Origin of the sequence: Streptomyces sp. NPDC059142 (assembly GCF_042755665.1) — a bacterium.
Lineage (GTDB): Bacteria > Actinomycetota > Actinomycetes > Streptomycetales > Streptomycetaceae > Streptomyces.
The window spans coordinates 46,571-66,691 of sequence record NZ_JBHZDA010000012.1 but is presented as its reverse complement, the minus strand read 5'-3'; the positions used below and the strand labels follow the sequence as shown (position 1 = coordinate 66,691).

The following is a 20,121-nucleotide window of genomic DNA, read 5'->3' as shown; positions in this document are numbered from 1 at the left end:
CCAGGTGCGTACGTGCCATGAGGCCGGTCCCCGAGGCTTAGTACGGAAGCGTGACGTTGTTCCGTACAACCGTTCCCCGACGCCTGGGTGTCCTACGGGTGGGTGCGCCGCGGGGGCGCACCCGCCGACACCAAGGGGTGGGAAGCCGACATGACACACCAGCAGATACCCGGGCACGGAGCAGGGCGTCCCTCCCGGCGGGCGCGCGGCGCGCTCTCCATGACGCTCGCCGCGGGCGCGCTCGTCCCGGTCGCGGCCGTCGCGGGAGCCGCGCCCGCCGCTGCCGCCGCACCGGCCGCCGCGCCCGCCGCCGCCGCACCGGCCGTGGTCTGCACCTCGGGCAAGGCGGGGCTCGCGGCCCAGCTCACCAAGGACATCACCGCGGCGCTCAAGAACCGGAAGTCCACGACCGCCGTCGCCGTCCAGGACCGTACGACCAAAACGAGCTGCACCCTGCGGGCCACGCAGAAGTTCGACTCCGCCAGCGTGGTCAAGGTGACCGTCCTCGCCACCCTGCTCTGGGACGCGAAGAAGACGAACCGCTATCTGACCCAGCGTGAGGTCGATCTCTCCACGGCCATGATCACCAAGTCGGACAACGCGGCGACCACCACCCTGTGGAAGCAGCTCGGCCTGACGAAGATCAAGGGGTTCGTGAAGGCCGCGGGCATGACCCGAACCGTCCCGGGCACCGACGGCTACTGGGGCCTCACCCAGATCACCGCCCAGGACGAGCAGAAGCTGCTGGCCCTGGTGACCGCGAAGAACACCGTGCTCAGCGACAACGCGCGCGCCTTCCTCCTGGAGCGGATGCGCAAGGTCGTCACCTCCCAGCGCTGGGGCGTGCCCGCCGGAGCCCCGGCGACCGCCACTGTCCAGCTCAAGAACGGCTGGCTCTCCCGCTCCACCCACGGCTGGCGCGTGCACAGCGTCGGCGCGTTCACCGGCAAGGGGCACGACTATACGATCAGCGTGCTCACCCATGACAACAGCACGATGAACGACGGCGTCAACACCATCCAGGCCGTCGCGAAGGCCGTCCACAAGGACCTGAACCCGGCGACGAAGAAGGCGGGGGCCGCCGTCCACTCCGTACCCGAGACGCCGTACGAGGCCGTCCCCGCGACCCCGGAGAAGGCCGCCAGGGAGGCCGTCCCCGCGACGCGCTGAGCCATCCTCCGAACTGATGTGCGGGTCCCGGGTCCTAGGTCCCGGGACCCGTCTTTGTTGCGGAGGGATGAAATCCGCCGCCCACCGCGTTGGTGCCTTCCGGCAGATCAGGACGGACGCGGGCGATCAGGAGGCATGTGGTGGCGGAGGCGTCGGCAGGGGAGAGCTGGGCACGGCGGCTGACCGGGTACGCGTGGCGGTACCGGCGCAACGTGGTGCTCGCGCTCGGATCGTCCCTCGTCGGCATGGCGGTGATGGCCCTCGTCCCGCTGATCACCAAGGTGGTCATCGACGATGTGATCGGGGCCGGACACCGCTCGCTCCTCGTCTGGACCGGGCTGCTCGTCGCGGCGGCCCTCGTCGTCTACGCGGCCACCTACGTCCGCCGGTACTACGGCGGACGGCTCGCGCTCGACGTCCAGCACGATCTCCGTACGGAGATGTACACCACGATCGCCCGCCTCGACGGACGCCGTCAGGACACCCTCTCCACCGGGCAGGTCATCGGCCGCGCCACCAGCGACCTCCAGCTCATCCAGGGTCTGCTCTTCATGCTGCCGATGACGATCGGCAACGTCCTGCTCTTCCTGATGTCCCTGGCGATCATGGCGTGGCTGTCACCGCCGCTGACCCTGATAGCCCTGGCCGTCGCGCCCGCCCTCTGGTACATCGCCCGCCGCAGCCGTACCAAGTTGCACCCCGCCACCTGGTACGCGCAGGCGCAGGCCGGTGCCGTCGCCGGGGTCGTGGACGGCGCCGTCTCCGGCGTCCGGGTCGTCAAGGGCTTCGGCCAGGAGGACCAGGAGACGGGGAAGCTGCGCGAGGCCGGACGGAAGCTGTTCGCGGGCCGGCTGCGGACCATCCGGTTCAACTCCCGCTACACCCCCGCCCTCCAGGCGGTCCCCGCGCTCGGGCAGGTCGCGATGCTCGCCCTCGGCGGCTGGCTGGCCACCCGGGGCCAGATCACCCTCGGCACCTTCGTCGCCTTCTCCACCTATCTGGCCCAGCTCGTCGGCCCCGTCAGGATGCTCGCCATGGTCCTGACCGTCGGCCAGCAGGCACGCGCCGGTGTGGAACGCGTACTGGAGCTGATCGACACCGAGCCCACCCTCCAGGACGGGACGAAGGAGCTGGCCGCGACCGCCGAGGCGTCCGTCGAGTTCGACGACGTGACCTTCGCGTACGAGGACGGCCGCCCCGTCCTCGACGGCTTCTCGCTGGAGCTGGCGCCCGGCGAGACCGTCGCCGTCGTCGGCGCCTCCGGAAGCGGCAAGTCCACCCTCTCGCTGCTGCTGCCCCGCTTCTACGACGTGACCCACGGCGCCGTCCTCGTCGGCGGCCACGACGTACGCGAACTCACCTTCGCCTCGCTGCGCTCCGCGATCGGCCTCGTACCGGAGGACAGCTTCCTCTTCTCCGACACCATCCGCGCCAACCTCGCGTACGGCAGACCCGACGCCACCGACGAGGAGATCGTCCGGGCCACGCGCGCCGCCCAGGCCCACGGCTTCATCAGCGAACTGCCCGCCGGCTACGACACCGCGGTCGGCGAACAGGGCCTCACCCTCTCCGGCGGCCAGCGTCAGCGCATCGCCCTGGCCCGCGCGATCCTCACCGACCCCCGGCTGCTCGTCCTGGACGACGCCACCTCCGCCGTCGACTCCCGGGTGGAGCACGAGATCCACGAGGCGCTGCGCGCGGTGATGGCCGGGCGCACCACCCTGCTCATCGCCCACCGCCGCTCCACCCTCGGCCTGGCCGACCGTATCGCCGTACTGGACGGCGGACGCCTCTCCGACGTGGGCACCCACGAGGAGCTTCAGGAGCGTTCGGCGCTCTACCGGCGGCTGCTGACCGAGCCCGACGAACTGGCAGGGACCTCGCCGGGAGGCGCGCGCGGCGGCTGTCCGGTGACGGACGACTGCCCGGCGGACGACCTCACCCTCCAGCAGGCCCAGGCCCAGCACTCCCAGGTCCAGGCCCAGCAGGTCCACGCGGAGGTCGACCAGGTCCAGCAGGAGATCGACGCCGAGTTCGACGCGGAGCGCGGGGTCACCCCCGCCCTGTGGATACGGGACGACACGGTCGCCGGTGACACGGCGGCCCCCGGCGCCACCCCCGAACTGCTCGCCCAGGTCGAGGCGCTGCCCCCGGCCACCGACGTCCCCGAGATCGACGAGGCGCGCGCCGTCGCCGCCGAGGAGTCGTACGGACTGCGCAGGCTGCTGCGCGGCTTCTGGCCGGCGCTGCTGATCAGCCTGGGGCTGGTCGCCGTGGACGCCGGGATGGGGCTGCTGCTGCCGGTCCTCATCCGCCACGGCATCGACCAGGGCGTCGAACAGCTCGCCCTCGGCGCGGTCTGGGTGGCCGCCTCGCTCGGCCTGCTGACCGTACTGCTCCAGTGGGCGGCGCAGATCGGCGAGACCCGGAAGACCGGACGCACCGGCGAACGGATTCTCTACTCCCTGCGCCTGAAGATCTTCGCGCAGCTCCAGCGGCTCGGACTCGACTACTACGAACGCGAGCTGACCGGCCGCATCATGACCCGGATGACCACGGACGTCGACGCCCTGTCGACGTTCCTCCAGACCGGGCTGGTCACCGCGTTCGTCTCCGTCGTCACCTTCGCGGGCATCCTCGTCGTGCTGCTGGTGATCGATCTGGAGCTGGCGCTCGTCGTCTTCGCGACCCTGCCCGTGCTGATCGTCGGTACGGTCTTCTTCCGCCGCAGGAGCGTCCAGGCGTACGAGCTGGCGCGCGAGCGCATCAGCGTGGTCAACGCCGACCTCCAGGAGTCCGTGTCCGGGCTGCGCATCGTGCAGGCGTTCCGGCGCGAGGGCGACAGCGGCGCGCGCTTCGCGGCCCGCAGCGACCACTACCGCGCGGCGCGGGTGCGCGGTCAGTGGCTGATATCGGTCTACTTCCCCTTCGTCCAGCTCCTCTCCTCGGTCGCCGCGGCGGCCGTGCTGATCGTGGGCGCGGGGCGGGTGGAGGCCGGGACGCTGACGACGGGCGCGCTCGTCGCGTACCTCCTCTACATCGATCTGTTCTTCGCCCCGGTGCAGCAGCTCTCGCAGGTCTTCGACGGCTACCAGCAGGCCACCGTCTCGCTCGGCCGGATCCAGGAACTGCTGCGCGAGCCGACCTCGACGGCGGCGCCGCGCAAGGCCCTCGACGTGCTGTCGCTGCGCGGGGAGATCGCCTTCGAGGACGTCGGCTTCGCGTACGGCGGCGACGACGCCGAGGGGGAGACCGCGCTCCAGGGCGTGAGCCTGCACATCCCGGCCGGACAGACCGTCGCCTTCGTCGGCGAGACGGGCGCGGGCAAGTCGACGCTGGTCAAGCTGGTCGCGCGGTTCTACGACCCGACCGGCGGCCGGGTCACGGCGGACGGTACGGATCTGCGCGACCTCGATCTGACGGCGTACCGCAGGAGGCTCGGCGTCGTACCGCAGGAGGCGTACCTCTTCGCCGGTACGGTCCGGGACGCCATCGCGTACGGGCGCCCCGAGGCGACCGACGCGGAGGTCGAGGCGGCGGCGCGCGCGGTCGGCGCGCACGAGATGATCGCCACGCTGGACGGCGGCTATCTGCACGAGGTCGCCGAACGCGGCCGCAACCTCTCGGCCGGGCAGCGCCAGCTCGTCGCCCTGGCCCGTGCCGAACTGGTCGACCCGGACGTCCTGCTGCTGGACGAGGCGACCGCCGCGCTGGACCTGGCCACCGAGGCGCTGGTCAACCAGGCCACCGACCGGCTCGCCGCCCGCCGTACGCCCGGCGGCCACGCCCCGTCGAGCCGTACCACCCTGATCGTCGCGCACCGGCTGACCACGGCGGCGCGCGCGGACCGGGTGGTCGTGATGGACCACGGACGGGTGGTCGAGGACGGCACGCACGAGGAACTGCTCGCGCTGGACGGCCGGTACACGCGGCTGTGGCGGAGCTTCATCGGGGAGGAGGAGCCCGCGGTCGTCTCCTGACCCCGGCCCCTCCGCGTCCCTCCCTCCCCGGGCTCCCGTGTCCGTCCCCCATAGGCTCCCGCGTCGTCACCCGCGTCCCTTCGCAACCATCCGCACCGCCGTCGGCGTCGTACATACGTCCACGAAATCGCTCATTGGAGGGCGTGTGTTCGGATTCGACGGCGGTGGGGCGCGCGGCGTTCTGCTGCACGGCCTGGTGACGCTGACCGCCACCGGCGCCCTCGTGGTGGGCGCTCCGGGCGCTCCGGGCGCCGAGGCGGTGTCCGTCTGCTCGGGGCGGCCGACCAAGACCGTGCCCTTCGCCACCGGTGAACTGCGCGTCTACAAGGCGCGCGGCTACGCCTGCGCGATCACGGTCGCCAAGAACCCGGGCAAGAGGCGCCCCATGTCGGTCAGTCTCCAGCCGCGCGGTGGAAACCCGGTGGTGGACAGCGGCAGCTTCACGCGCCAGGCGGGGCCGGTCACGGTCCACGCGCTGAACCGCTGCGTACGGGCCTCCGGGGTGGTCTCGGGGAAGAAGGCTTCCACGGGCTGGATCCTCTGCTGATCACGGGCGCGGTCGGGGCGCGGTTCACCGGCTGCGCGGGCGTGGGTCTGGCGGGTCGGGTGCGGATCCGGCTAAGTTCACGGCGTCTGTCATGAACACAGGGAGCGTGAATGCGCAAGGCGCTGAGATGGGTGTTGTCGCTCGTACTGGTCATAGGCACCGTGACCACGGCCGGTGCGGCCACGGCGGGAGCGGCCACCGCCGCGGATAACGGCACGGTCGCCGACACCGCCGACATCAAGGACCGAATCCTCGCCATCCCGGGGATGAGTCTGATCCAGGAGAAGCCGTACGAGGGGTACCGCTACTTCGTTCTCAACTACACCCAGCCGGTCGATCACCGGAACCCGTCCAAGGGCACCTTCCAGCAGCGGCTCACGCTGCTGCACAAGGACACCAGCCGCCCCACCGTCTTCTACACCAGCGGCTACAACGTCTCCACCAACCCGAGCCGCAGCGAGCCGACCCGGATCGTCGACGGCAACCAGGTCTCGCTGGAGTACCGATTCTTCACCCCGTCCCGGCCGCAGCCGGCCGACTGGTCGAAGCTGACGATCTGGCAGGCGGCCAGTGACCAGCACCGGATCTTCACCGCGCTGAAGAAGATCTACGCCAAGAAGTGGCTCGCCACGGGCGGCTCCAAGGGCGGCATGACCGCCACGTACTACGAGCGCTTCTACCCGCGCGACATGGACGGCGTCGTCGCGTACGTCGCCCCCAACGACGTGGTGAACAAGGAGGACTCGGCGTACGACCGGTTCTTCGAGCGCGTCGGCACCAAGGAGTGCCGCGACCGGCTCAACGCCGTGCAGCGCGAGGCGCTGGTCCGGCGCGCACCGCTGGAGAAGCGGTACGAGGAGTGGGCGCGGTCCGAGGGCGCGACCTTCACGACGGTCGGCTCGCTCGACAAGGCGTACGAAGCCGTGGTCCTCGACTTCGTCTGGGCCTTCTGGCAGTACAGCGCGGAGTCCGACTGCGCGTACATCCCGGAGGCCACCGCCTCCGACCAGGAGATCTACGACGTCATCGACTCGATCTCCGGATTCTCCTTCTACACGGACCAGGGCCTTGAGCCGTACACGCCGTACTACTACCAGGCGGGCACCGAGCTGGGCTCGCCCACCATCAAGCTGCCGCACCTCGGCAAGCTGAGCCGGTACGGGTACCAGGCGCCGCGCAACTTCGTGCCGCGCTCCATCCCGATGAGGTTCAACCCGCTGGCGATGCCCGCCGTCGACGGCTGGGTCCGCCACCACGCGCAGCAGATGCTGTTCGTGTACGGGCAGAACGACCCGTGGGGCGCCGAGCCCTTCCGCCTCGGCAAGGGCGCGCGCGACAGCTACGTGTATGTCGCGCCGGGCGCCAACCACGGTGCCAATGTCGCGGGTCTTGTCCCCGACCAGCAGGCGAAGGCCACGGCCCGGATCCTGGAGTGGGCGGGCGTCGCCCCGGCCGCGGTCCAGGCGGACGCGGCGAAGGCGAAGCCGCTGGCGCCGTTCGACAGCAAGCTCGACCGGCAGAAGGTGCAGCGGGAGCACGCGCTGCGCCCGTAACACCTGACGGCGGGGTGGGGAGTCACCGGCCGGTGACTCCCCACCGTGCTGTCCGAGGCGGTGTTCCTGCTGTTCCGCCGCTCTGTCGCGCTGCGGCTGCGCGGCTGCGCGGCTCTGTGGCCCCGTAGCCCCGTAGCTCTGTAGCTCTGTAGCTCTGTGGGCCTATGGCCCGGTGGCCCGTGGCTCAGTAGCCCAGGCCGTGGCCGACCGGGTACAGCACCTGCGCCGGATCGTCCGCCCGCTGCACGGGAACGGGCAGCAGCCCCCTCGGCCGGACCCGGCCCGCGATCACCCGCGCGGCGGCGCGCAGTTCCACATCCGTCCAGGAGTACGTGGCGAGGGAAGCGGCCACACCGGACAGCCGCGCGATGTCGTACGGGTTGCGGATCGCGACGGTCACGACCGGCACCCCGGTCGCGGCCAGCGCCTCTACCAGGGTGCGCTGCGAACTGGTGGCCGAGACGTTGTACGTCGCCACGACCACCGCGTCCTTGCCCCGCGCCGCCGTCACGGCCTCGTCGATCCTGGCGGCGGCCGGCGCCGTACCGGTGGAGAGGGCGGTCGCGCTGAACCCCAGCTCGTTCAGGGCGCCGGCGAGCACGGTGGTCGGCGGCCCGGTCGAACCGGAGGGCGAGGCCGGGTCGGCGCCGACGACCAGGACGTTCCGCTCCCGGCGACGGCTCAGCGGCAGCAGCCCGCGCTCGTTGGTGAGCAGGGTGGTCGTGGTGTCGGCGATCCGGTCGGCGGCGGCGAGGTGGGCGCGGGTGCCGACGGTACGGTCCACGTCGCGGCCGGTCACATAAGGATCCCGGAACAGGCCGAGGTGTTCCTTGAGTTCGAGGATCCGCAGAACCGATTCCTCGATGCGCCGGACGGTCAGCTCGCCGTTCTCGACCGCCGTCAGGACCGCGTCCCGGGCGAGCTTGAGATCCGGCGGGTTGAGCAACTGGTCCACGCCCGCCTTGAGTGCGAGGACCGGGACGCGGGCGTCGCCGTACTTCTGCCGGACGCCCTCCATGCCGAGCGCGTCCGTGACCACCACGCCCCGGTAGCCGAGCTGTTCGCGCAGGACACCGGTGACGATGGGGTGCGAGAGGGTCGCCGGGTCCTCGCTCGGGTCGAGGGCCGGGACGACGATATGCGCGGTCATGATCGAGGTGACACCGGCGGCGATCGCGGCGCGGAACGGCGGAGCGTCCAGTTCCGCCCACTGCTCACGGGTGTGGTGGATCGTGGGGAGGGAGTAGTGGCTGTCGTCCTTCGTGTCCCCGTGGCCTGGGAAGTGCTTGGCCGCGGTGGCGATCCCGGCGCTCTGGTACCCCGTCACCTGCGCGGCGACCATCCCGGCCACCGCCTGCGGGTCGGCGCCGAAGGAACGTACGCCGATGACCGGGTTGGCCGGGTTGACGTTGACGTCCGCGTCGGGCGCGTAGTTCTGGTTGATGCCCATCGCGGCCAGCTCCGCACCGGCGATCCGGGCGGCCTCGCGGGCGCCTGAGCGCGACCGGGAGGCGCCGAGCGCCATCGCGCCCGGCAGCAGGGTGGCGGGCTTGCCGACCCGGGCGACGATGCCGTGCTCCTGATCGGTGGCGACGAGGAGCGGCACGGGGGTGCGCTGGGCCAGCCCCGCCCGCTGGATGCCGTTGGAGAGCCCGGCGATCTGATGCGGATCGCGGGTGTTGTGGGCCCAGGCGAAATAGATGATCCCGCCGACGTGGTACGTGGAGATCAGCTCGGCGGCGGTACGCACGCCGATCTCGGTGAGATTGGCGTCGATGTCCGCCTGGTCGGGGGCGGTCGCGGAGTGCCCGTACACCCGCATGACGAAGAGCTGGCCGACCTTCTCCTCCAGGCTCATCCGGGCGACGAGACGCCGGAGCCGTTCGCGGACGGCGACGGGGGTGCGGGCGGACGCGGGGGCCGCGACGGCGCCCGGGGCGGTAACGGCAGCCGCCGCTACGGCGGTTGCGGTGAGGAGGGTGCGTCTGGAGATGGTCCGGTCGTGCACGGGTGCTCCTTCCGGCCGTGTGCTGCGAGGGAAGTGAAGGAAACTTCCAGGGGTTCACGGTTATCCGGAAAGTAACTGCCGGTCAAGAGATCTGCCATTCACGGCGGTCGCGGCGGGTCGGTCCCGTGGGCGGGATGCGGTGCGGGCGAGGCGGGTCCCGGGTGTGGCCGGGGGCGGGATGCGGTACAGGCCAGGCGGGTCCGGGTGCGGCCGGGGCGGGATGCGGTACGGGCCAGGCGGGCCCGGGGTGCGGCCGGGGCGGCTCGGGCGAGGCGTGGGCAGGGGTGGGCCGGGGTGGCTCAGGCTGCGGTGGCTGTGTCTGTGGCTGTGGCGACCGCAGGCCAGTGGCGGCGCAGGGCGTCCACCGCCGCCGTGACCGCCGGGCGCCGGGCGGCGCCGGTGCGCCACAGGGCGTAGAGCCGGCGCGTCGGCACCGGTTCCAGCGCGACCGCCCGTACCTCCCCGGGCAGCGGCCCGCGCCCCAGCCGGGGGATCATGGCGATGCCGAGGCCCGCGGCCACCAGCGCGACCTGGGTGTGGTTCTCCTCGGCCTGGTGTGCGAGATCCGGCTCGCAGCCGGCCGTGCGCAACGTACGCACCAGCCAGTCGTGGCAGACCGTGCCCGGCGGCTGGCAGATCCAGCGTTCGCCCGCCAGATCCTCCCTGCGGACGGAGGGACGTACGGCCAGCGGGTGCGAGACATGGACGAGTACGTCGCACAGGTCGTCCCCGATGACCGCCTGCTCCACACCCTCGGGCGCGGGCAGCGGGGCGATGTCCCAGTCGTGGGCGACGGCGAGGTCGAGGGCGCCACGGGCGACCAGATCGACGGAGAGGTGCGGGTCGATCTCGCGCAGCCGGACGTCGAGGGTGGGGTGGAGCCGGGCCAGCTCCGCCAGCACGCCGGGGAGCAGCCCGCGCGCCGAGGAGGCGAACGCGCCGACGACGAGCTGCCCCGTCGGCTGCCCCCTGCGCTCCTCAAGGGTGGTCTCGGCACGCTCGACGAGGGCGAGGAGTTCCTCGGCGGTGGCCGCGAGATGCCGCGCCTCGTCCGTGAGCGCGACGCCGCGCCCCCGCCGCTCCAGCAGGGTCGTCCGGGTCTCCCGCTCCAACTTGGTGATCTGCTGCGAGACGGCCGAGGGGGTGTAGCCGAGGGCGGCCGCCGCTGCCGCCACAGAGCCGTGCACGGAGACGGCGTGCAGCGCGCGCAGCCGGGCGAGATCGAGCACGGGCGCCCCTTCCGGAAGGTGGAATCGTCAGCAGAATCGTAAGCAGTGCTCAATTCAACCATGAAGAAATGTTCGCTGGTGCTACATGATGGTCACCGGTGATCCTCTCCATATGCGTACCGCACACAAGGCTCTCGCCGTCCTCGTGGCCGCCCTCTGGGGGGTCAACTTCGTCGTGATCGAGGTCGGTCTCGGCCACTTCCCTCCGCTGCTCTTCTCCGCTCTGCGCTTCCTGGTCGCCGCGCTGCCCGCGGTCTTCTTCGTGGGCCGGCCGAAGGTCGCGTGGACCTGGGTGATCGGGGTCGGTCTGGCGCTGGGCGTCGCCAAGTTCGGGCTGCTCTTCGTGGGGATGGACCGGGGCATGCCGGCCGGGCTCTCCTCCCTCGTTCTCCAGATCCAGGCGGTCTTCACTCTGGTGTTCGCCGCGGTGGCCCTCGGCGAACGGCCGGGGCGGGTGCGGCTGCTGGGCATGGGGGTCGCGCTCGCCGGGATCGCGGTCGCGGCGGCCGACGAGGGAAGCTCGGGGCCGGTGCTCGCCTTCGCCCTGGTCATCGCCGCCGCGGCCTGCTGGGGCGTCTCCAACGTGCTCACCCGCAAGGCGTCCCCGCCGGACGCCCTGAACTTCATGGTGTGGGTCTCCGTCGTCCCCGTCCTCCCGCTGCTCGGACTCTCCCTCCTTTTCGAGGGCCCGGAAGCCGACCTGGCCGCGCTGCGCGCGCTGGACTGGTCCGGCGCCGGTACGGTCCTCTACGTGGCCTGGGTCACGACCGTCTTCGGCTTCGGCGCCTGGGGCTATCTGCTGCGCCGCTACCCGGCCTCCTCCGTCGCTCCTTTCTCGCTGCTCGTGCCCGTCTTCGGGATGTCCTCGGCCGCCGTACTGCTCGGGGAGTCGGTCAGCCCACTGCGCTGGTGCGCGGCGGCCCTGCTGGTCGGGGGAGTGGCGCTGGCATCGCTGACCCGGGGCGGCACCCCGTCCGCGCGGGCTCCGCGATCCCCGCGATCCCCGCGATCCCCTCGTTCTCCGCGGAATGCGGCTTCCCCGCGTTCCCCGCAGGCTCCGGTACCCGCCGGAACGCCTGCCGGTACGCCTGCGGACTCGTCCCCACGAGGCGCTTGAAGCGGTCGCGGAAGGCGGTCGGGGAACCGAAGCCGACCCGTGTGGCGATCCGGTCGACGGGGTGCGGGGTCGTCTCCAGCAGATACTGCGCCTCACGGATCCGCGCCCGGTGCAGCCACTGGAGCGGCGTGGTCCCGGTCTGCTCCCGGAAGCGCCGGTTGAGGGTACGGGTGCTCATGCCGGCCCGGTCGGCGATGTCGTCGAGTGTCAGATCCTGTCCCGCGTTCTCCTCCAGCCAGCGCAGCAGCGGCTCCAAGGCGGATCCCCGGGGCGCCGGAGGCCGGGCATGGACGATGAACTGGGCCTGGCCGCCGTCCCGTTCGAGCGGCATCACGGACAGCCGCGCCGCGTCGGCGGCCATCGCGGAGCCGTGGTCCCGCCGGATGAGGTGCAGACAGAGATCGAGCCCGGCGGCGGCTCCGGCCGAGGTCAGGAACTGCCCGTTGTCCACGTACAGCACCGCCGCGTCCACCTCGACCGCCGGATACATCTCGGCCAGCAGCGGAGCGCCCACCCAGTGCGTGGTGGCCCGCAGCCCGTCCAGCAGTCCGGTGGCGGCCAGCGTGAACGCTCCGGCGCAGATCGAGACGATACGGGTGCCACCGGCCGCCGCCCGCCGCAGCGCGTCCAGGACCTCCCCGGGGACGGGCGCGGTCGGGTCGGCGAGCCCCGGCAGCACGATCGTGTCGGCCTCGGCCAGCGCCTCCAGCCCCCACGGTGCCCGCAGCGTGAAGGTCCCCGTGTCGACCTCGTCGCCCGCCGCGCAGATCCGTACCTCGTAGGCGGGTCCGCCGTCGGGCAGCCGGACCCGGGAGAAGACCTCGATGGGGGTGGCGAGGTCGAAGGCGATGACTCCGTCGAGAGCGAGAACGGCCAGGATGTGCATGGCGAAAACCTAGAGGTCCCACGGATTCCCGCCACGCCCGGGGTGGTCCGGGGCGGTGCGGTGGAGGGGCGTGGCGAGAATCCGTTGGAGTGTGGCACTCCAGCCACTGTCCCGGGTTCCGGCTGATCACTACGTTCGGCAGCGGCGCCCGACCGGGCGCCTCGACCAGGTGAAAGGGACGGAACGCGCGTGCTCGTCCAGCTCATGTCGTCCGACGGGCCCGACAGGTCCGACGGGCCCGACAGGTCGGCTGTCGCCGACGGACGCCGGTGCACCGTCCGGCGCCCCGCAGCGGCTCCCGCCGCTCCCGCCGTCCCCGCCGCTCTCGTCGTCTCCGCCGTCCCGGCTTCCGCCGGCCGCATCTGACGGGCCTTTCTCACCATGACCAAGCTCCTCCTCTCCCTCCATGTCATCGCGGCGATCGTCGCCATAGGTCCGGTCACCGTGGCGGCCAGCATGTTCCCCCCGGCCGTCCGTCACGCGATGGCCTCGTCCGACGACCGGAGCGCCTCGGCGAACGTGGCCCTGCTGCACCGCATCTGCCGCGTATACGCCGTGTTCGGCGTCGCGGTCCCCGTCTTCGGTTTCGCCACGGCGAAGAACATGGGCGTCCTGGGAGACACCTGGCTGATTGTCTCCATCGCCCTGACGCTGGTGGCGGCGGTGGTCCTGGGCGCCCTGGTACTCCCGCGCCAGAGCGCCCTGCTGGAGCTGCTGGAGAGCCCCGAGCGCGCGGCGGCCCCGGCCGGAGGAACCACCCCCGACGCCCCGCCCATCGCAAGCACCCCGGGCGCCGCAAGTACCTCGGGCACCCCGGCCACCTCAAGCGCCCCGGGCACTCCGGCAGCCCCGGCAGCCCTGGGCACTCCGGGCGTGCCCGGCGTGCGGGAGGAGGACCCGACCACATCGGTGCCGAGGTCCACGACGGTTCAGCTCGCGATGTTCACCGGCGTCTTCAACCTCCTGTGGGCCGCGGTCACCGTCCTGATGATCATCAGGCCCGGCTCCACCACCGGCGCCTGACCTCAGCCGCGCCCGCGTATCAGTCCCTCCAGGTACGCCCGCCCCGGCGCCAGCAGCTCGGGGAGGTCCGCCGCCTGCGGGTACCAGCGCTTCTCGTACTCCCAGCAGACCCAGGCGTCGTCGTCGAGCAGGGACAGGCACTCGCCCAGCGGCAGCACCCCGGCCCCCAGGGGCAGCGGTGTGGTGTCCTCGGCGGAGGCGATGTCCTTCACCTGCACGTAGCCCAGGTGCGGGGCGAGTATCCCGTGGGTGGTGATCGGGGACTCGCCGCCCAGCCAGGTGTGCATCACGTCCCAGAGCGCCCCCACCTGCTGATGCCCGACCGGGCCCAGCACCCGGGCCGCGTCCTTGCCCGTGCGGTGCGAGTCGTGGGTCTCCAGCAGGATGCGTACGCCATGGTCCGTGGCCGTCTCCGCCGCCGCGGCCAGCCGTCGCGCCGCCAGCGCGTCCGCCTCGTCGGCGGGCTGGTCACCGCCGCCGGGGAAGACACGGATGAACGGGGCGCCGAGGTCGCCTGCCAGGGAGAGCAGTTCCTCCAGCTCCTGGCGCAACTCGTCCTCGTCCACATCCGCCTTGGCCACCCGGGCGTACCCGGCCAGCCCCACTATCTCGACGCCGGCCCGTTGGAATTCCTCGACCACCTGGGCGCGCTCGCGGCGGCCCAGGCCCCGGTGCACCGGCTCCTCCGGGTGCGTACGCAGCTCGACCCCCTGATAGCCGGCCGCGGAGGCGAGGGCGACGACCTCGGGGATGGGCAGGCCCGGGATTCCGAGGGTGGAGAAAGCGAACTTCACTGTGGTGTTCCTTTCTGGCGTGCGGCGGCTCCTTCCTTCAGGAGAAGCCGCCAGTCCTGGCCTGTCAGGTCCGCCCCGTAGGAGTGGTGCGGTTGCTCGGCCACGAGGGTGAATCCGGCACGCTGGTAGAGAACGCGGGCGGCGGAGAGGACGTCATTGGTCCAGAGCGTCAGTTCCTCATACCCCGCCTCGCGGGCGAAATCCACCACCGCGCCGACCAGGAGTTCGCCGATGCCCTGGCCCCGGGCCTCGGGCTCGACCAGGAGCAGACGGAGTCTGGCGGTCACCGGCCCGTCGTCGTCACCCCGTACACCCGGCTTGTCGTCCCGTACACACATGATCGAGCCCACCGGTATGCCGTCCACCTCGGCGATCCACACCCGCTCCAGCCGTGGGTCGTGGTCCTGGGCGAAGTCCGCGACGATCCGGGCGACGAGCCCCTCGAATTCCGTGTCGAATCCGTAGTGCGCCGCGTACACGGCGCCGTGGCGCTGCACCATCCAGCCCAGCTCGCCCGGGATCGGCTCGCGCAGGATGGGCGTCCCCCGCCCGCCGCGGACCGCGGCCCCGTCCGTCCGCAGGAGGTCCCGCACCGTCCGCATCGCGTCGGCGAGTTCGGGACGGCGCTCCGGCTCGACCCGGTCGAGGAGCGAGATCACGGCCTCCCGTGACCGCTCGTCCAGCAGCGCCGCCGCCTCGCGCCCCCGCGAGGTGAGGGTGATCCGCTGCCGCCGCGCGTCCTCCTCCGACGGCGCGCGGCCGACCAGCCCGTCCCGCTCGAACTTGGTCAGCAGTCGGCTCAGATACCCGGCGTCGAGCGACAGTTCGGCACGCAGGTCGGCCGCGTCCGTGCGCGGCGCGTGCGCCAGCTCGTACAGGACCCGCGACTCGGTGAGGGTGTACGGGGTATAGAGATGTTTGCCGTAGTCCAGCGCACCGATCAGATTCGTGTAAAAACGGTTGAACGCACGCATTTCCTGCACAGCCATGGTCCACCTCCGGATGCCCGCGCCACCACACCTTTGACTGAGTCAACGGTAGATCGGGCCGCCGACGCCTGGCAAGGCCCTCCCGACGCTTTGGCGTCCACACGCCAACAGGCCCCCGTCGCCCGCTCACCGGCCCGTCCGAGACCGAGGTCAGGGGCCGTTCGCCCCCGCCGGCGCCCGTGCTCAGGCCGACCGGGGCGGCGCCGTCGACGCCCGTGCCATCAGCTCCGCCGCGATCGTCGCGATCCCGCCCGGCGGGGGCGTCTCCGTCCCCATCGCCAGCCGGCCCGCCCGCGCCCCCGCCTCGTGCAGCGGCAGCCGTACGGTCGTCAGTGCCGGTGTCGCGTCCACCGAGAACGGCAGGTCGTCGAAGCCCGCCACCGAGACGTCCTCCGGGATCCGCAGCCCCCGCTCGCGCACCGCCGCGCAGGCGCCCAGCGCCACCGTGTCGTTCGCCGCGACCACCGCCGTCAGATCCGGCGCGCGCCGCAGCAGTTCCAGCGTCGCCTCGTACCCCGACCGGCGGGTGTACGGGCCGTGCACCGTCAGCGGATCCTGCGCCCCGCCGCCGCTCCCGCCGATCCCCGCCGCCGTCATCGCCGCCCGGTGTCCCTCCAGCCGGTGCCGGGTCGTCGTCCGCTCCGCCGGCCCGGCGACGTAACCGATCCTGCGGTGTCCCAGCGCCAGCAGATGTTCCGTCAGCCGCTGTCCGCCGCCCCGGTTGTCGAAGGCCAGCGAGGCGACGGCCGAGTCGCCGCCGGGCAGGGGCGGCCGTCCGCACAGCACCACCCGGGTCCCCGCGTCCGCGAGCTTCGCCAGTTTCGTGGTCATCGCGGCGATGTGCCCGGGGTCTTCGAGCGCCCCGCCGGTGAGGACGACCGCGGCGGCGCGCTGGCGCTGGAGCAGGGTCAGATACGTCAGTTCGCGCTCGGGGGACCCGCCGGTGTTGCAGACGACGGCCAGCTTCTCGCCGCCCGCGCGTCCGGTCCCCTCCTGGCCGCCGATCTCGGTCTGCGCCGCCCCCGCCATGATTCCGAAGAACGGGTCCGCGATGTCGTTGACGAGGATGCCGACCAGGTCGGAGGTGGCGGCGGCGAGCGAGCTGGCGGGGCCGTTCAGCACGTAGTCCAGGTCGTCCACCGCCCGCAGCACCCGCTCCCTGGTGGCTGCGGCGACCGGGTAGTTGCCGTTCAGCACGCGCGAGACGGTGGCGGGTGACACCCGGGCGCGGGCCGCCACATCCGCCAGGGTGACTGTCATCGCTTTCCTCCGAGGGGTACGGGTGAGTTCGGGCGGTGATCGGGCCGGGCTCTTGTCCGGACCGCTGTCGCAGGCTAGCTTCTTACCTCATAGAAAGCGCTTGCTACGGCCATACGGCCATATCGCTCGCCACGGCTGCCACGGCCCATGGAGGAACTTCGTGACACGCAGGACAGTGCGGATCGCCATGAACGGCGTCACCGGGCGGATGGGGTACCGACAGCACCTGCTGCGCTCCATCCTCGCCCTCCGTGAACAGGGCGGACTCGACCTCGGGGGCGGCGAGACGCTCTGGCCCGAGCCCGTCCTCATCGGCCGCAGGGAACACGCCCTCAAGGAGATCGCCGAACAGCACGGCCTCACGGAGTGGTCGACCGATCTCGACGCCGTCCTCGCGGACGAGACCATCGACATCTACTTCGACGCCCAGGTCACCTCCGCCCGCGTGGAGGCCATCAAGAAGGCGATCGACGCGGGCAAGCACATCTACACCGAGAAGCCGACCGCGACCGACCTCGAAGGCGCCCTGGAGCTGGCCAGGCTGGCCCGTACCGCCGGGATCAAGCACGGCGTCGTCCAGGACAAGATCTTCCTGCCGGGACTGCTCAAGCTGAAGCGCCTCATCGACGGCGGCTTCTTCGGCGAGATCCTCTCCATCCGGGGAGAGTTCGGCTACTGGGTCTTCGAAGGCGACTGGCAGGACGCCCAGCGGCCCTCCTGGAACTACCGCTCCGAGGACGGCGGCGGCATCACCGTCGACATGTTCCCCCACTGGGAGTACGTCCTGCACGAGCTGTTCGGGCGCGTCGCCAGCGTCCAGGCGCACATCACCACGCACATCCCGCAGCGCTGGGACGAACACGGCAAGCCCTACGCCGCGACCGCCGACGACGCGGCCTACGGCATCTTCGAACTGGACGGCGGCGCCGTCGCCCAGATCAACTCCTCCTGGACCGTCCGCGTCAACCGCGACGAACTCGTCGAGTTCCAGGTCGACGGCGTCCAGGGCTCGGCCGTCGCCGGGCTGCGCCGCTGCCGGGTCCAGCACCGCAGCGCCACCCCCAAGCCGGTCTGGAACCCGGACCTCCCCGCCACCGAGTCCTTCCGCGACCAGTGGCAGGAAGTGCCCGACAACGAGGAGTTCGACAACGGGTTCAAGGCGCAGTGGGAGCTTTTCCTGCGCCATGTCGTCCTCGACGAGCCCTACCAGTGGGACCTCCTCGCCGGCGCGCGCGGCGTGCAACTCGCCGAGCTGGGGCTCCGTTCCTCGACCGAGGGCCGCCGCTTCGACGTACCGGAGCTGACGCTGTGACCACGCTCCGCCTTCCTTCCCCCGGCGGCGGTTCACGCGCCTATACGCCCCGCTCGGAACCGGCGCCCTTCGTAGTGGCCGGTACGGCGGGCGGAGCCGCCCTCGCCTCCCGCAGGGTCTTCTCCGCCGCCCATGTCGTCGCCGACCCGTACGCCGACATCGGCCCGGACGAACCGGCCGCCGTCGACTGGGACGCCACCCTCGCCTTCCGCCGCCACCTCTGGTCGCACGGTCTCGGGGTCGCCGAGGCCATGGACACCGCGCAGCGCGGGATGGGCCTGGACTGGGCGGGCGCCGCCGAGCTGATCCGCCGCTCCGCCGCCGAGGCGAAGGCGGTCGGCGGCCGGATCGCCTGCGGCGTGGGCACCGACCAGCTCGCGCCGGGGCCCCGTTCGCTGGACGAGGTCCGAGCCGCGTACGAGGAGCAGTTGACGCTCGTCGAGGACACCGGTTCGCAGGCGATCCTGATGGCCTCCCGCGCCCTCGCCGCCACCGCGACCACCCCCGACGACTATCTGAACCTCTACTCCCACCTGCTCCGCCAGGCGTCGGAACCGGTCGTGCTGCACTGGCTCGGGCCCATGTTCGACCCCGCGCTGGACGGGTACTGGGGCAGCGCCGATCTCGACGCGGCCACCGAGACCTTCCTCCAGGTCATCTCCGAACACCCCGACAAGGTCGACGGCATCAAGATCTCCCTGCTGGACGCCCAGCGCGAGATCGAGCTGCGCCGCCGGCTGCCGAAGGGCGTGCGCTGCTACACGGGCGACGACTTCAACTACCCCGAGCTGATCGCGGGCGACGAGCAGGGCTTCAGCCACGCGCTGCTCGGCATCTTCGACCCGCTGGGGCCGCTCGCGGCGGCGGCCGTACGGGTCCTGGACACCGGCGACACCAAGGGCTTCCGGGAACTCCTCGACCCCACCGTCGAACTCTCCCGTCACCTCTTCCGGACACCGACCCGCTTCTACAAGACGGGCGTGGTTCTCCTCGCCTGGCTGGCGGGCCACCAGGACCACTTCACGATGGTCGGCGGCCTCCAGTCGGCGCGCTCGCTGCCGCACCTCGCGACGGCGTACGAACTGGCCGACGGGCTCGGGCTCTTCCCGGACCCCGCGGTGGCCGCGGCCAGGATGAAATCCCTGCTCCACGTGGGCGGGGTGGCACAGTGACCGGAACAGTGGGCGGATCCGTGAACACCTCACCGACAGGCGATCTGACGCGCTTCAGCATCAACCAGATGACCGTCAGACAGCTCGGCCTGCCCGAGCTGACCGAGGCATGCGTACGCCTCGGAGTACCCGGCGTCGGCCTGTGGCGCGAGCCGGTCCAGGCGTACGGGGTCGAGGCCGCGGCCAAGCTCGTACGGGACGCCGGGCTGGCGGTCACCACGCTCTGCCGCGGCGGCTTCCTCACCGCGGTCGACCCGGCGCGGCGCGCCGAGGCCCTGGCCGACAACCGCGCCGCCGTCGACGAGGCGGCGGCGCTCGGCACGGACACCCTGGTGCTGGTCTCCGGCGGCCTCCCCGAGGGCGACAAGGACCTCCACGGGGCGCGTGAACGCATCGCCGACGCCCTGGGCGAGCTGGCGCCGTACGGCGCGGAGCGCGGGGTCAGGCTGGCCATCGAGCCGCTGCACCCGATGTTCGCCTCCGACCGCTGTGTGGTCTCCACCCTCGACCAGGCACTCGACCTGGCGGAACGGTTCCCCGCGGACCAGGTCGGGGTGGCCGTGGACACCTACCACATCTGGTGGGACGACCGGGCCCCCGCGGCGGTCGCCCGCGCGGCGGAGCGGATCTTCACCTTCCAGCTCGCCGACTGGACGACGCCGCTCCCCGCCGGGGTGCTCAACGGGCGCGGCCAGCTCGGTGACGGCGCCGTCGACCTGCGGGTCTGGCGTGAACGGGTCGACGCCGCCGGCTACTCGGGCCCGATCGAGGTGGAGCTGTTCAACGACGACCTCTGGCAGCGGGACGGCGTCGAACTCCTCACGGAGACCGCGGAGCGGTACGTGCGGCACGCGCTCTGAAAAATAACTCTGCGGAACCGTGCAACCCTTCTGCGGTGACGTGAGTCGTATATGTCAGCAGGGCTTTCGGGGGGTAGATCCGGGGGGATTGAAAGCTCTGCCGGAGGGGGAGCGCGTGGGGGGGGGGGCGGCGGGGACGGGCGACCCCGCTCTGGCGGGGGGGCGGCAGCCCGGGCGGCGCGCGCCCCAGCGCCGCGCGCGCGCGCGCGCGCGGGGTCTGC

At 71.9% G+C, this 20,121-nt stretch carries 14 protein-coding genes and 1 pseudogene; 9 read left to right on the top strand and 6 right to left on the bottom strand.

Annotation, left to right across the window (positions count from 1 at the left end; genetic code table 11):
• The first annotated feature begins 150 nt into the window (after positions 1 to 150).
• The 4 genes from ACFXPK_RS07140 to ACFXPK_RS07125 all read left to right on the top strand — a co-directional run bounded on the left by ACFXPK_RS07140 (position 151) and on the right by ACFXPK_RS07125 (position 7,250).
• Positions 151 to 1,170, top strand: a complete 1,020-nt coding sequence (locus tag ACFXPK_RS07140) for a serine hydrolase (RefSeq protein ID WP_384992240.1) — start codon at positions 151 to 153, stop codon at positions 1,168 to 1,170.
• A gap of 140 nt (positions 1,171 to 1,310) precedes the next feature.
• A complete protein-coding gene (locus ACFXPK_RS07135; RefSeq protein WP_385072585.1) occupies positions 1,311 to 5,150 on the top strand; it encodes an ABC transporter ATP-binding protein in 3,840 nt (1,279 codons plus the stop codon).
• A 184-nt stretch (positions 5,151 to 5,334) separates the two neighbouring features.
• On the top strand, positions 5,335 to 5,697 hold the full coding sequence (locus tag ACFXPK_RS07130) for a hypothetical protein (protein WP_384992310.1): 363 nt from the start codon (positions 5,335 to 5,337) through the stop codon (positions 5,695 to 5,697).
• A gap of 110 nt (positions 5,698 to 5,807) precedes the next feature.
• On the top strand, positions 5,808 to 7,250 hold the full coding sequence (locus ACFXPK_RS07125) for a S28 family serine protease (protein ID WP_385072583.1): 1,443 nt from the start codon (positions 5,808 to 5,810) through the stop codon (positions 7,248 to 7,250).
• A 184-nt stretch (positions 7,251 to 7,434) separates the two neighbouring features.
• On the opposite strand, the gene ACFXPK_RS07120 is transcribed toward ACFXPK_RS07125, so the two are convergent.
• Both ACFXPK_RS07120 and ACFXPK_RS07115 read right to left on the bottom strand, forming a co-directional pair.
• Positions 7,435 to 9,258: a glycoside hydrolase family 3 protein gene (locus ACFXPK_RS07120; RefSeq protein WP_385072580.1), complete on the bottom strand. Its 1,824-nt coding sequence runs from the start codon at positions 9,256 to 9,258 to the stop codon at positions 7,435 to 7,437.
• Between the two features lie 299 nt (positions 9,259 to 9,557).
• Positions 9,558 to 10,487: a LysR family transcriptional regulator gene (locus tag ACFXPK_RS07115; protein ID WP_385072577.1), complete on the bottom strand. Its 930-nt coding sequence runs from the start codon at positions 10,485 to 10,487 to the stop codon at positions 9,558 to 9,560.
• Positions 10,488 to 10,599: 112 nt separating this feature from the next.
• On the opposite strand from ACFXPK_RS07115, the gene ACFXPK_RS07110 reads away from it, so the two are divergent.
• On the top strand, positions 10,600 to 11,604 hold the full coding sequence (locus ACFXPK_RS07110; protein WP_385072574.1) for an EamA family transporter: 1,005 nt from the start codon (positions 10,600 to 10,602) through the stop codon (positions 11,602 to 11,604).
• Here ACFXPK_RS07110 and ACFXPK_RS07105 read toward each other — a convergent pair.
• A pseudogene (locus ACFXPK_RS07105) lies at positions 11,558 to 12,490 on the bottom strand (GlxA family transcriptional regulator); the annotation flags it as partial. The gene ACFXPK_RS07110 and the pseudogene ACFXPK_RS07105 overlap by 47 nt on opposite strands.
• A gap of 381 nt (positions 12,491 to 12,871) precedes the next feature.
• Between ACFXPK_RS07105 and ACFXPK_RS07100 the strand changes: the two are divergent.
• Positions 12,872 to 13,513, top strand: coding sequence for a protease (locus ACFXPK_RS07100; protein WP_385072571.1), 642 nt, complete (start codon positions 12,872 to 12,874; stop codon positions 13,511 to 13,513).
• Between the two features lie 2 nt (positions 13,514 to 13,515).
• On the opposite strand, the gene ACFXPK_RS07095 is transcribed toward ACFXPK_RS07100, so the two are convergent.
• From ACFXPK_RS07095 to ACFXPK_RS07085, 3 genes are all read right to left on the bottom strand, one after another.
• Positions 13,516 to 14,307 (bottom strand): sugar phosphate isomerase/epimerase family protein, encoded by a 792-nt coding sequence (locus ACFXPK_RS07095; protein WP_384992223.1) that lies wholly within the window; start codon positions 14,305 to 14,307, stop codon positions 13,516 to 13,518.
• Positions 14,304 to 15,296, bottom strand: coding sequence for a GNAT family N-acetyltransferase (locus tag ACFXPK_RS07090; protein WP_385072568.1), 993 nt, complete (start codon positions 15,294 to 15,296; stop codon positions 14,304 to 14,306). The genes ACFXPK_RS07095 and ACFXPK_RS07090 overlap by 4 nt, the downstream gene beginning before the upstream one ends.
• A gap of 183 nt (positions 15,297 to 15,479) precedes the next feature.
• Positions 15,480 to 16,556, bottom strand: coding sequence for a LacI family DNA-binding transcriptional regulator (locus ACFXPK_RS07085; RefSeq protein ID WP_384992219.1), 1,077 nt, complete (start codon positions 16,554 to 16,556; stop codon positions 15,480 to 15,482).
• 160 nt (positions 16,557 to 16,716) lie between these two features.
• On the opposite strand from ACFXPK_RS07085, the gene ACFXPK_RS07080 reads away from it, so the two are divergent.
• The 3 genes from ACFXPK_RS07080 (at position 16,717) to ACFXPK_RS07070 (ending at position 19,900) form a co-directional block, all read left to right on the top strand.
• Entirely contained in the window at positions 16,717 to 17,868 is a 1,152-nt protein-coding gene (locus tag ACFXPK_RS07080; protein ID WP_384992216.1) for a Gfo/Idh/MocA family protein, read from the top strand.
• Positions 17,865 to 19,040 (top strand): dihydrodipicolinate synthase family protein, encoded by a 1,176-nt coding sequence (locus ACFXPK_RS07075; protein ID WP_385072565.1) that lies wholly within the window; start codon positions 17,865 to 17,867, stop codon positions 19,038 to 19,040. The genes ACFXPK_RS07080 and ACFXPK_RS07075 overlap by 4 nt, the downstream gene beginning before the upstream one ends.
• A gap of 68 nt (positions 19,041 to 19,108) precedes the next feature.
• Positions 19,109 to 19,900 carry a sugar phosphate isomerase/epimerase family protein gene (locus ACFXPK_RS07070; protein ID WP_384992308.1) on the top strand — a complete coding sequence of 264 codons (792 nt, stop codon included), beginning with the start codon at positions 19,109 to 19,111 and terminating at the stop codon, positions 19,898 to 19,900.
• The last annotated feature ends 221 nt before the right edge of the window (positions 19,901 to 20,121 follow it).